This window comes from Halorubrum sp. Ea1 (assembly GCF_002252965.1).
Lineage (GTDB): Archaea > Halobacteriota > Halobacteria > Halobacteriales > Haloferacaceae > Halorubrum.
Genome location: NZ_NHPG01000132.1, coordinates 1 through 12,024, shown reverse-complemented (window position 1 = coordinate 12,024; position 12,024 = coordinate 1). Strand labels below are relative to the sequence as shown.

The 12,024-nt window shown below is 72.3% G+C and carries 10 protein-coding genes; 5 read left to right on the top strand and 5 right to left on the bottom strand.

The window, feature by feature from the left end:
• Together DJ73_RS16525 and hisB are read right to left on the bottom strand one after the other, a co-directional pair.
• Window positions 1–1,756 (bottom strand): ATP-dependent DNA helicase (locus DJ73_RS16525; RefSeq protein ID WP_094558510.1); only part of this gene is annotated, 1,756 nt, incomplete at its 3' end.
• A 94-nt stretch (window positions 1,757–1,850) separates the two neighbouring features.
• Window positions 1,851–2,447 carry an imidazoleglycerol-phosphate dehydratase HisB gene (hisB, locus tag DJ73_RS16520; protein ID WP_094523258.1) on the bottom strand — a complete coding sequence of 199 codons (597 nt, stop codon included), beginning with the start codon at window positions 2,445–2,447 and terminating at the stop codon, window positions 1,851–1,853.
• 108 nt (window positions 2,448–2,555) lie between these two features.
• Here hisB and DJ73_RS16515 point away from each other — a divergent pair, with 108 nt between their 5' ends.
• Together DJ73_RS16515 and DJ73_RS16510 are read left to right on the top strand one after the other, a co-directional pair.
• The gene (locus DJ73_RS16515; protein WP_094558509.1) at window positions 2,556–4,031 is read left to right on the top strand and encodes an APC family permease; all 1,476 of its coding nucleotides are present in this window, start codon (window positions 2,556–2,558) and stop codon (window positions 4,029–4,031) included.
• A gap of 1 nt (window position 4,032) precedes the next feature.
• Window positions 4,033–4,878 (top strand): universal stress protein, encoded by an 846-nt coding sequence (locus DJ73_RS16510; protein ID WP_094558508.1) that lies wholly within the window; start codon window positions 4,033–4,035, stop codon window positions 4,876–4,878.
• Window positions 4,879–4,919: 41 nt separating this feature from the next.
• Here the strand turns inward: DJ73_RS16510 and hisA are convergent, their stop codons facing one another.
• Together hisA and DJ73_RS16500 are read right to left on the bottom strand one after the other, a co-directional pair.
• The gene (gene hisA / locus DJ73_RS16505; RefSeq protein WP_094558507.1) at window positions 4,920–5,660 is read right to left on the bottom strand and encodes a 1-(5-phosphoribosyl)-5-[(5-phosphoribosylamino)methylideneamino]imidazole-4-carboxamide isomerase; all 741 of its coding nucleotides are present in this window, start codon (window positions 5,658–5,660) and stop codon (window positions 4,920–4,922) included.
• 135 nt (window positions 5,661–5,795) lie between these two features.
• Window positions 5,796–6,617 carry a hypothetical protein gene (locus DJ73_RS16500; protein WP_094558506.1) on the bottom strand — a complete coding sequence of 274 codons (822 nt, stop codon included), beginning with the start codon at window positions 6,615–6,617 and terminating at the stop codon, window positions 5,796–5,798.
• A gap of 147 nt (window positions 6,618–6,764) precedes the next feature.
• Between DJ73_RS16500 and DJ73_RS16495 the strand changes: the two genes are divergently transcribed.
• From DJ73_RS16495 to DJ73_RS16485, 3 genes are read left to right on the top strand one after another with little or no spacing between them, the layout of a single operon-like run.
• Window positions 6,765–8,102: a thiamine ABC transporter substrate binding subunit gene (locus DJ73_RS16495; RefSeq protein ID WP_094523268.1), complete on the top strand. Its 1,338-nt coding sequence runs from the start codon at window positions 6,765–6,767 to the stop codon at window positions 8,100–8,102.
• 7 nt (window positions 8,103–8,109) lie between these two features.
• Window positions 8,110–9,951 (top strand): iron ABC transporter permease, encoded by a 1,842-nt coding sequence (locus DJ73_RS16490; RefSeq protein ID WP_176451155.1) that lies wholly within the window; start codon window positions 8,110–8,112, stop codon window positions 9,949–9,951.
• Window positions 9,932–11,152: an ABC transporter ATP-binding protein gene (locus DJ73_RS16485; protein ID WP_094558504.1), complete on the top strand. Its 1,221-nt coding sequence runs from the start codon at window positions 9,932–9,934 to the stop codon at window positions 11,150–11,152. The genes DJ73_RS16490 and DJ73_RS16485 overlap by 20 nt, the downstream gene beginning before the upstream one ends.
• Window positions 11,153–11,625: 473 nt before the next feature.
• Here the strand turns inward: DJ73_RS16485 and DJ73_RS16480 are convergent.
• Window positions 11,626–12,024 (bottom strand): helix-hairpin-helix domain-containing protein (locus DJ73_RS16480; RefSeq protein ID WP_254921692.1); only part of this gene is annotated, 399 nt, incomplete at its 5' end.

The window sequence follows — 12,024 nt, the reverse complement described above, 5'->3', positions numbered from 1 at the left end:
CGGCCGAGTCGCCCGCGGCGTCCGCTGTCTCGCTCTCGTCGCCGTCCTCCCCGGCTCGCGTGTACGTCCCGAACCCGGGCTCGTCGGCGTCTCCGTCGCCGTCGGCCGTCATGACGAACTCCCCGTCGTCGCCGCCCGCGCCGGCGACGCCGCCGGTCCCCGCGTCCCCGACCGACCGCAGCCCGTCGATCATCTCCGCGGCGCTCATCGGGTCGAGGTAGAGCCGCGAGACGGTGTGGCCGATGCCGGTCGCGGTCAGGCTCTCCGTCCCGCCGTCGCGGTCGCGGTCGATGAAGCCGTTGACGGCGAGGTAGTCGAGGACGGTGTCGGTGACGGCCCCGAGCCGCCCCTCGTCGTCGGTCTGCGTGGCGTAGAGGGTGTTGTCGAGGAAGGAGAGGAGCCCGTCGCGGGTGGAGGCGAAGCCGGAGGCGACGGTGGCGAGCACGTGGGTCCGGAGCGCGGGCTCGGCGGCGAGCTTCGAGCGGACCGGCTCGGGGTCAGCCCAGAGGTACCGCTCGAACAGCTCCTCCTTCGTGTCCGCGTCGTTCGCGAGCAGCACCGCCTCGCCGTAGGGGTCGAGTCCGGGCCGACCCGCGCGCCCGCACATCTGGTGGACCTCCAGCACGTCGAGCGGCTTCATCCCGCCGAACTCCCCGTCGTAGCGGCGCCAGTCGCGGACGATCACCCGGCGGGCGGGGGTGTTGACGCCGGCGGCGAGCGTCGGCGTCGCGGAGATGCACTTGATGAGGCGGTCGCGGAACGCGTCCTCGACGAGCGACCGGTGCTCGCTCGCGAGCCCCGCGTGGTGGAACGCCGACCCCTGCGCGACCGCGTCGGCGAGGTCCTCCGACGTGTCCGTGTCGGAGACGCCGCGGATCTCCTCGGCGAGATCGCGGAGGCGGTCGCGCTCGTCGTCGGTGAGCCGCGACCCGGTGACGTCGGTGAGCTTCCGGGCGGACGACTCGGCGTTGCGCCGGGAGTTGACGAAGACGAGCGAGGAGCCGCCCTGCCCGTCCTCCTCGGTGTCGAGCGCGTCGGCGACGAGCCGGGCGGTCTGGTCCTCGCCGCGCTCGACGGGGACCTCCCGCTTGCTCCCGTCGGCGAAGTCGACGGCGTTACCGAAGTGGACGCCCATCCGGAGGTCGATCGGGCGCCAGTCCGACTCGACCAGCCCGGCGTCGAGCCAGTCGGCGATGACGTCGGCGTTGCCGACGGTCGCCGAGAGCGCGACCGTCTGGAGCCCGGGGTTCACCTTCCGGAGCTTCGCGAGGGTCACTTCGAGGGTGGGGCCGCGGTTCGGGTCGTCGACGAGGTGGACCTCGTCGCTCACGACGCAGGTGAGGTCGTCGATCCACGGGGCGCCGTTGCGGATCAGCGAGTCGACCTTCTCCGAGGTGGCGACGATGACGTCCCGCGTGGCGAGCCACTCGCCGTCGGACTCGTAGTTGCCGGTGGAGACGCCGACCGTGACGCCGTGGTCCTCCCAGCGCTCGAACTCGGTCTTCTTCTCGCTGGCGAGCGCGCGCAGCGGGACGATGTACAGCGCCTTGCCGCCGCGCTCGATCGCCGACAGCATGGCGAGCTCGGCGATCAGTGTCTTCCCGGAGGCCGTCGGAACCGCGGCGACGAGGCTCTCGCCGTCGACGACGCCGGCCTCGACGGCGGCCGCCTGCGGCGGGTACAGCTCGGCGACGCCCTCCGATTCGAGCGCCTCGCCGACGCCCGCGGGGAGCCCGGAGAGCGAACTCGGTTGCATTGGTGGAGGGTGGGTCCCGACCCGATTTAAACCGTCGGAACGGCCCGGTGGCGGGGGCCGCGCTCGTCTCCTCACGGCCGACCCGCCGCTTCCGCTACAGCTCGCCCTTCGTGCTCGGCGTGTCGCTGCGGCGCTCGTCGAGCCGCGTCGCGTCGTCGAGCGCCCGTGCGAGGGCCTTGAACAGCGCCTCGACCTCGTGGTGGGCGTTGTCTCCCCGCTCCACCGCGGCGTGGAGCGTCAGGCCGGCGTTGTGCGCCAGCGACAGCGCGAAGTGGTCGGCCATGACGCTGGTGAACCCGCCGATCGACGCCTGCGAGAACGCCCCGTCGAACTCGTAGTACGGGCGCCCGGCCACGTCGACGACGACGCTCGCGACCGCCTCGTCGAGGGGGACCCGTCGGTCGGCGTACCGCCGGATGCCGCGCTTCTCGCCGAGCGCCTCGTCGAACGCCTCGCCGAGGCAGATCGCCACGTCCTCGACCGTGTGGTGGTCGTCGATCTCGGTGTCCCCGTCGCACCTGACGGTGAGGTCGAAGAGGCCGTGTTTGGCGAACGACGCCAGCATGTGGTCGTAGAAGCCGATCCCGGTGTCGATCTCGCTGTCGCCGTCGCCGTCGATCGCGAGGGTGAGCTCGATCGTCGTCTCGCTCGTCTCGCGGGTGACGGCGGCCGTCCGGTCGTGATCGCTCATACCGGCCCGTCGCGGCGGATTCGTAAGTCGGTTGCGGGTGGGCGGACGGCCGACGGCACCCGACCGGCGGAGGATATTTGTCACGCCAGTGAATCGTCTCGGCACGGCATGGACAGTTCAGACCCCCCCGACTCGTCCGGCCCGTCCGCCGCCGCTGGCCCTCCCGACGCGTCCGGACCGACCGACGGCTCCGGCCCCTCGCGCGCCGGCGTCGAGGTCCCAGACACGCTCGCCGCCGTCGTCGACGCCGACACCGGGAAAGGGGAGCTCGAACGGACCATCGGCCTCGTGGGCGGGCTCGCGATCGGCGTGGGAACGATGATCGGCGCGGGGATCTTCGTCTTCCCGGGGCTGGCGGCCGAGAACGCCGGTCCGGCGGCGTCGCTCTCGTTCGCGATCGGAGCGGTCATCGCGCTCCTCGTCGCGCTGCCGGCGTCGGAGCTCGCCACGGCGATGCCGCGCAGCGGGGGCGGCTACTTCTTCATCTCGCGCGGACTGGGGACCGCCGCCGGCGCGGTCGTCGGGCTCGGGCTCTGGCTCGGCCTCGTGTTCGCCGCCGCGTTTTACCTCGTCGGGCTCGGCAGCTACGCGGGACAGGTGTTCCTCGAAGCCGGGATCGCGCTCCCGATCGACCCCGCGGTCCCCCTCGGCGTCGCGTTCGGCGTCGGTCTCACCGTCCTCAGCCTCTTCGGGACCGAGAACACCGCGGCGCTCCAGAACGGGATTGTGATCCTGCTGTTGGTCATCCTCACGCTCTTCTTGAGCTACGGCTCGCTCGACGCGCTCGGCGTGTTCGGCGCCGAGCGCGTCCCGGAGCGCTTCTTCCCGCCCGGCGGGACGCTGCCGGTGCTCCAGACGGCGGCACTCGTCTTCACCTCCTACCTCGGCTTCGCGCAGGTCGCGACCGTCGCGGGCGACATCACGGAGCCGAGCCGGAACCTGCCGCTGGCGATGGTCGGCTCCGTGCTCCTCGTCGGCGTCTTCTACGTCGTCACGATTTTCGTCGCGACGAGCGCGTTCGGCAGCGCCCGCCTCGGCGAGTTCGGAGAGACCGCGATGGTCGAGGTCGCGCGGTCGTTCGTCGGGCTCCCGGGGGCGCTGGCGATCGTCGTCGCCGGGCTGTTGGCGACCTTCTCCAGCGCGAACGCCTCGATCCTCAGCGCCTCCCGCGCGGTGTACGCGGTGAGCCGCGACGAAATCATCCCCGAGACGGCGAGCCGGCTCAACCTCGCGTACGGCACCCCCCACGTCGCCCTCGGGCTCGCCGGCGGTCCGATCGTCGTCCTGGCCGCGACGGGGCAGGTGGCGCTGCTCGCGGAGGTCGCCTCGTTCCTCCACCTCGTGATGTACGGGCTGATCTGCGTCGCGCTGATCCAGCTCCGGCGGGAACGGCCGTCGTGGTACGACCCGGCGTTCCGCTGTCCGGCCGGGTTCGCCGTCGCCGGCGTCGGCGGGCTCGCGAGCTTCGCGCTCATCGCGTTCATGCGGCCGGCGTCGATCGGCGTCGGCGCCGCGATCATGATCGCGGCGTACGGCTGGTACCGATACTACGCGACGGACGTCGAACTCAAAGGAGACTTCTGAGATGACCGACACACCCACCGAGGACGGCGAGGAACAGACCGAGACCGGGGACCGACAGGCGACCGGAGAACAGCCGGGGCCTGAAACGCCGACCGGAGAGCAGCCGGAGCCGGACGCGCCGACCGACGTCGTTCGGCCGTCGGTGCTGGTTCCCCTGAAACTGCTCGAGGGCGAATCGCTCCCGAACGGTGTCCCGGAGCTGCTCGCGAACGCCCGCGTCGTGCTGCTCGGGTATCACGTCATCCCCGAGCAGACGGCGACCGAGCAGGCGCGGGAGCAGTTCGGCGAGAAGGCGATGTCGAAGCTCGGCGAGTTCGCCGACTCGCTCGCCGCGGCCGGCGCCGACGTCGAGACCCGGCTCGTGTTCACTCACGACGAGGCGACCACGATCGACCGGCTCATCTACGAGTACGAGTGTCTCGCGGTGCTGGTCCCGAACAGCGCGGAGCGCGTCGACTCGGTGCTCGTCGCGCTCCGCGGGACGGTCGGCGTCGGGCGGAACACCCGGCTCGTCGCCGGGCTGTTCGCCGACGCGGGCGTCGACGTGACGCTGTATCACGCCCTCAACGAGGGCGAGTCCCCCGACGACGGGGAGTCGTTCCTGAACGGGGTACGGGCCGACCTCGTCGAGCGCGGCGTCGCGGCCGACCGGATCGAGACGCTCGTCGAAGACGCGGACGCCCCGCTCGACGCCATCGCGGGCCGGGCCGAGTCGCACGACGCGGTCGTGATGGGCGAGACGGACCCGTCGGTCACGACGTTCGTCTTCGGGATGCCGTCGGAGCAGGTGGCCGAGCGCTTCCTCGGGCCGGTGCTGGTCGTCCAGCGCGAGCGTCCGGAGGAGTAGTCGGCGGCCGACCGAGGGGCGACTTCGCGGGACCCGCCGTCTCAGACGTCTTCCGCGGCCGCCTGCGCCTCCCGCAGCGTGAACCGCCCCTCGTACAGCGCGGTCCCGACCACGACCGCGGCCGCGCCGGCCCCTTTCAGCGCCGCCGCGTCCTCGACGGTCGCCACGCCGCCGGAGGCGATCACCGGGACGTCGACCGCGTCGACGACGCTTTCGACCGCGTCGCGGTCGATCCCCGCTAACTGCCCCTCGACGTCGACGTTCGTGAACAGGATCGCGCCCGCGCCGAGCTCCTCGTAGCGCGTCGCGGCCTCGGCGGGGTCGAGGCCGGTCCCCTCGGTCCAGCCGCTCACGACGACCTCGCCGCCCTTCGCGTCGAGGCTGACGACGACGCTTCCCGGGTGGCTCTCGTCGATCTCGGCGACGATCTCGGGCGTCTCGACCGCCGCGGTCCCGAGGATGACGCGGTCGAGACCCATATCCAGGAGCTCGCGCGCGCCCTCCGCCGTGCGGATGCCGCCGCCCAACTGGAGGCCGACCGCGTCCGGGACGCTCCGGACGACCGACTCGATCGCGTCGGCGTTGACGCGCTCGCCCTCGAACGCGCCGTCGAGGTCGACGAGGTGGAGCGTTTCCGCGCCCGCCTCGATCCAGCGGTCGGCGGCCTCGACCGGGTCGCCGTACCGCTTGCCCGTGCCGCGCTCGCCGCCGACCAGCTGGACCACCTCGCCGTCCTGGACGTCGACCGCCGGGATCACCTCGAACTCGGGGAAACCGCTCATACCCGTCGGGAGTCGCGGGCGCGGATTAAACGAGTCGGTTCGGGCGGCGAGGGGCCTCAGGGCGCGACGGGGGAAGGTACCGTCGAGGCGCGAGGGTCGTGCCGGCGGCCGCGCGCTTCAGACCGCCGGCGCGCCTCACTCCACCGAGACGATCAGCACGGAGGCCTCCTCGTCGAACGCGGCCGGGTCGGTCGCGAGCGCCGCCGCCGCCTCCGCGTCCGCGATCGATTCGACGACGGTCTCGCCGTCGAGCGACCCGGGGACGGCGTCGCCGATCACCGCCGTGACCGCCTCGGAGGGGAACGCGCCGCCGGCCACGAGGACGTCGGTGCCGTCGTGCCAGACCGCGAGCCGCGCCGTGACGCCGACGGCCTCGTCGACCGCGGTCGTCGAGCCGTCCGGGAGGGGCGCCTCCCCGTCGAGCGCGAACTCGCCCGCGAAGCGCCACGCCGTCGCGGTGTGGCCGCCGACGACGGTGGTGGTCCCCTCGTCGACCTCTTCGAGGCCGTCCGTCCCGGCGCTCCGGAGCCGCGCGCGGAACGCGTCGACCGCGGCCGTCTCCACTTCCGCCATCAGCCGGCCTCTACCGACGCCCGCCGGCAGTCCGTCGAGGGCGGGCCGAAGGTCGATCCGGGTCGCGAAGAAGACCACCGGTGACCCGCTCGCGTCGAACGTCTCGTCGAGCGCCTCGGCGACGGAGACGTACTCGTAGATCAGCGTTCGTTCGAGCGCGCGCACGGTCGCCGGGCCGTACGTCCGCTCGAAGACCGCGCTCTCCGACTCGTCGAGGAGCCGCCAGCCGTCGTCGATCCGCTCGTTCGTCACGGTCGGCTCCGGGACCGGCCCCTCCCGAGCGCCGAGACAGCCCGCGAGACCGAGCGCCGTGGCGCTCGCCCCCGCGGCGAGGAGTCGACGGCGCGTGCGTCCGCTCGGGTCGCCTCCGGACGAGTCGTTCATACGGATCCGGAGGCGCGCCCGGATAAATCGGTATCGCCGAGAATATCGGAACAGATACCGCCGGACCGAGGGAGGCGGTCGCCGGCCTCGTCGACCGCCCGACACCGACACGGATCCCTTATAACCACCGAGTGTGACTACCGAGTAATGGCAGACGACACGGACGCGGCCACCGGTCCGGACGCGGTCACCGACGAGGGCGCGGTCAGCGACGGGGACGCGGTCGCCAGCGGCGAACCGAGCGCGTCGCGGACGCGGCGGGGGACGGACCGGCCGACCCGCCGCCGGTTCCTGGCGCTCGGGGGCGCCGCGGGCGCCCTGGCGCTCGCCGGCTGTAGCGCGCAGCAGACGGGCGACGACGGGGGCGACGGCGGCTCGAGCGACGGGGCGGACGGCTCGGACGGCTCGAACGAGACCGACGGCGACGACGGATCGGACGGCGAGGGCGGCGACGAGGAGACCCCCACGCTGACGGTCGCGACCTACACCAGTTTCATCGACGCCCCCTCGGTGAGCCCGGGAGAGTGGCTCAAAGAGGAGTTCGAGTCGCGCGTCGACGCCGAGCTGGAGTGGGCGACGCCCGACAACGAGCTGAACTACTACGTCGAGCGCGCCGCCTCGGGCGTCTCCATCGACGCCGACCTCTACGTCGGTCTCACGACCGAGGACCTCGTCCGCGTCGACGACCAGCTCGACGACGGGCTGTTCGCCGAGCGGGGCGAGGTGGGCGGGTTCGGCGACGTCCGCGACGGGCTCCTCTTCGACCCGTTCGACCGGGCCGTTCCCTTCGACACCGGCTACGTGAGCCTCGTCTACGACGGCACAGCGGTCGAGGCCCCGGAGACGTTCGACGGGCTGCTCGCCGACGAGCACAGCGGGGCGCTCATCGCGCAGAACCCCGGCGGCTCCTCGACGGGGCGCTCGTTCCTGCTGCACACGATCCACCGCTTCGGCGACGGCGGCGTCGCGAGCGACGGCGACGACGAGGCGGTCGAGGGCGGCGACGGCGACCCCGACTACGACTACCTCGACTACTGGGCGGACCTCCAAGCGAACGACGTCCGCGTGCTCGGCTCGTGGGACGACGCGTACACCGCCTGGAGCAACGGCGAGGCACCGATCGTCGTCTCCTACTCGACCGACCAGGTGTTCGCTGACATGGAGGGAGCGAACCTGGAGGAACACCAGATCCGCTTTTTGAACGATCAGGCGTACGCGACCCCCGAGGGGATGGCCGTCTTCGCCGACGCCGACGAGCCGGCGCTCGCCCGCGAGTTCATGTCGTTCATGCTGGAGCCGGACGTGCAGGGGCAGATCGCCCAGCGCAACGTCGCCTTCCCCGCGACCGACACCGCGACGCTCCCGGACGACTACGCCGAGCTCGCCCAGGAGCCGGCCGAACCGGTGACGTTCACGTACGACGAGCTCCAAGGCTCGGTCAGTGAGTGGATCGACGCCTGGGAGCGACAGTACGCCGGGAACTGAGACCGGCGTGACCGACCGCCGCAGCGGCGCCGGAGAGGCCTCGACCCCCGACGCCGGCCCGAGTCGCCGTCGCGTCCGGTCGCTCCGCGACCGGCTCGAAGGGCGCCTGCTGACCGCGCTCGCGGTCGTGACGAGCCTCACGCTCGTCGTCGCCTTCTACTACCCGGTCGGGACGGTCCTGATCGAGGCGGTCGTCGTCGACGGCGTCGCCACGCTCGCGGTGTTCGCCGAGCTGGTGCGCGACCCCTTCTATTTCGGCGAGCTCGCCCGGCTGTTCGCGGGCGAGTCCCCGATCGCGGTCGCCCGCGCGCTCCTCGGACCGGACCGCCGGCTCGGGATCGTCGGCTTCACCGCGTATCAGGCCGCCCTGTCGACGGTCGCCAGCGTCGCGCTGGGGCTCCCCGCGGCGTACCTGCTCGCGCGCTTCGAGTTCCCCGGCCGCCGGACGCTCCGGTCGCTGACGATCGTCCCGTTCGTCCTCCCCTCGATCATGGTAGCGGTCGGCTTCGTCGCCACGTTCGGCACCAACGGGACCCTGAACGCCGTCCTGTCGGCGCTCGGGCTCCCGCCCGTCGACCTCATGTTCTCGCTGCAGGCGATCGTGATCGCCCACGCCTTCTACAACGCGCCGCTCGTCGCCCGGGTGACGACCGCGGCGTGGGAGTCGGTCGACGCGCGCGCGGTCGAGACCGCTCGGAGCCTCGGCGCGGGGCCCGCCCGGGCGTTCCGCGACGTGGTCGCGCCGCAGGTGTACCCGGCGGTCCTGACGGGCGCGGCGCTCACCTTCGTGTTCACGTTCGGCACCTTCCCCATCGTGCTCGCGCTCGGCGGCTTCCAGCTGGCGACCGTCGAGGTGTTCGTCTACCGACTCGTCCGCGATCTGAGCTACGCCGAGGCGGCCGCGCTGGCGATCGTGGAACTGGTCATCTCGCTCGGCGTGCTGCTCGCGTACCTCCGCTACGAGGCGCGCAACACGGTCAACGCGCGGGGCGCCCGCCCGCTCCCGCGCAGACCCCTGCTCCCGGCGGCGCCGTCCGCGCGGGAGGTCCTGCCCCGCGTCGGCCTCGCCGCCTACGCGGTCGTCGCGGCGGTGCTCTTCCTCGCCCCGATCGGCTCGATGGTCCTCGCGAGCGTCACGGGGGGCGACGGCGCGCTCACGCTGGAGCACTACCGGTTCCTCGTCGACCGCCAGCGGACGGGCGCGGCGTTTCAGGTGCGGCCGTGGCCCGCGATCCGCAACTCGCTCGCGTTCGCGTCGGCGGCGACGCTGATGGCCCTCCCGATGGGGGTCGTCGTCGCCGTGCTGACGACGCGGCGGTACCGCGGGCGGAAGCTGGTCGACGCGGCCGCGATGGCCCCGCTCGCCGTCTCCGGAATCGTCGTCGGCCTCGGGCTCCTCCGGGGACTCGTCTTCGGCGTCGAGGTCGCCGGGTGGCGGATCGCGGCGACCGGCGCCGTCGCCATCGTCGTCGCGCACGCGGTCGCCGGCTACCCCTTCGTCGTCCGGACGGTCGCGCCCGGGCTGGAGGGGTTGGACCGCTCGCTGATCGAGTCGGCGCGGGCGCTCGGCGCGTCGCGGGCGCGGGTGATCCGCGACGTGGAGCTCCCGCTCGTCTGGCCCGGGGTGGTCGCCGGCGCGGCGTTCGCGTTCGCGGTCTCGATCGGCGAGTTCACGGCGACGGTGGTGCTCGCGACCGGCGCGGACGCGTACACGATGCCGGTCGCGATCGAGCGGTTCATCGGGCGTCGGCTCGGACCGGCGACCGCGATGGGCGTCGTCCTCCTCGTCGTCACCGGGCTCAGCTTCGTCGTGATCGAGCGACTCGGAGGTGAGCACCGTGGACTTTGAGGAGGCGGCAACCGACGCCGCCGCGTCCGCCGAGCCCGCCGATGCCCCGCCTGCCGCCGCGTCCGTCGACGCCCCGCCCGCGGTCGAACTCGACGGCGTGACGAAGCGCTACGGCGACACGGCCGCCGTCGACGACGTGAGCCTCCGGGTGCGCGAGGGGGAGTTCTTCACGCTGGTCGGCCCCTCCGGCTGCGGGAAGACGACGAGCCTCCGGCTGATCGCGGGGTTCGAGGAGCCGACCGCGGGGACCGTCCGCTTCTTCGGCGAGTCGGTCGCCGGGGTGCCGCCCGAGGACCGCGACGTGGGGGTCGTCTTCCAGAACTACGCGCTGTTTCCGCACATGACCGTCGGCGAGAACGTCGGATACGGGCTCAACTTCGCCGACCCGCCCGAGGGGGTCACCCGCGACGAGCGCGTCGCGGAGCTGCTCGAACTGGTCGACCTCCCGGACGCCGCCGACCGCGAGCCGGAGAGCCTCTCCGGGGGCCAACAGCAGCGCGTCGCGATGGCGCGGGCGCTCGCGCCCGGTCCCGACCTCCTCCTCTTAGACGAGCCGATGAGCGCGCTCGACGCGCAGCTCCGCGAGCGGCTCCGGGTGCAGGTCCGGCGGATCCAGTCCGAGCTCTCGATTACGACCGTCTACGTCACCCACGACCAGGAGGAGGCGCTGGCGATCTCCGACCGCGTCGCGGTGATGCGCGGCGGGACGCCCGAGCAGGTCGCGCCCCCGCGGACGGTGTACCGCGAGCCGGCGACCCGGTTCGTCGCCGAGTTCGTCGGCGACAACAACGTGTTCGCGGGGCGGGTCGTCGACGTCGAGGACCGAGTCACCGGGGAGGACGGAGACGAGACGAGCAACGGAAACGAGACGAGCAACGGAAACGAGACGAGCGATGGAGTCACCCGCACCGCCGCCGTCGACGCCGGGGGCGAGACGCTCCGCGTCGCGCTCGACGGCGCCGCCGACGTCGCCGTCGGCGACCGTCTCGCCTTCTGCGTCCGTCCGGAGTACCTCCGGATAGACGGCGGCGAGAACCGGATTCGGACGACGGTCGCCAGCGCGGAGTTCCTCGGCGAGACGACTCGGGTCACCCTCGACTGGGGCGGTCGCGACCTCGTCCTCCGGACGCGAGACCCCCTCTCCGGGGAGGTCGTCGTCGGCTTCGACCCCGAGGACGCCCACCTGATCGACGGGGCGTGACGAGGGATCGCCGACGAACGGCTTCGTCGGACCCCTCCGCCGATGACTAGGTTCGCCAGCCGCGCCGAGTAGACGCTCGTCGACGCCGAGACGGGCCCCGTAGCGGTCACACGCCCCGGCTCCGTCTCCGCTGGGCTCCGTCTACCGCACGTCTGACCGGCAAAGATGGTGATGATTAAATCGATATATAACGTATTTTTTGAGAGAATACGTCAGGATTTCGAGAATCTCTTCCATATACGGCCATAATTTTCCAACACAATGAGAAATAGTACGTCGAATCTCGAACGAGGCCCCGAACGGCTGAAAGACAACCCGCGACCCGAGGATCTCGAGGCGGCGACCAGTCCGGCGGCCCGCCTGCTGGCGTGGCTCCGCTCCTGATTTTTCGCGCCTCCGTTTCCGATAGCGGTCGCAAGTCGTAGAGGAATCGAGCGGCTTCGACGCGAAGCGCGCGCCCGCCGCACCGTTTTTCAGAGGCGCTCGCGGAGCGTCTCGGCCGTCGCCTCACCGATGCCGTCGACGTCCGTGAGGTCGGCGGCGGACGCCTCGCGCACGCTCTCGACCGATCCGAACCGCCGGAGGAGCCGGCGGCGGGTCTCGGGCCCGACGCCGGGCACGTCGTCGAGGACCGTCTTCACCTCGTCGCGGACGGTCTGGTGGTAGGAGACGGCGAAGCGGTGCGCCTCGTCGCGCACGCGCTGGAGCAGGTGGAGCTCCGGGGCGTCGTCGTCCCAGCGCCGGGCCCCGGTCGGGGTGACGACCAGCTCCTCGGCCTTCGCGAGCGCGACCGCGGGCACGTCCCAGCCCGTCTCCGCGAGCGCGTCGCGGGCGGCGCCGAGTTGGCCCTCGCCGCCGTCGACGAGGAGCAG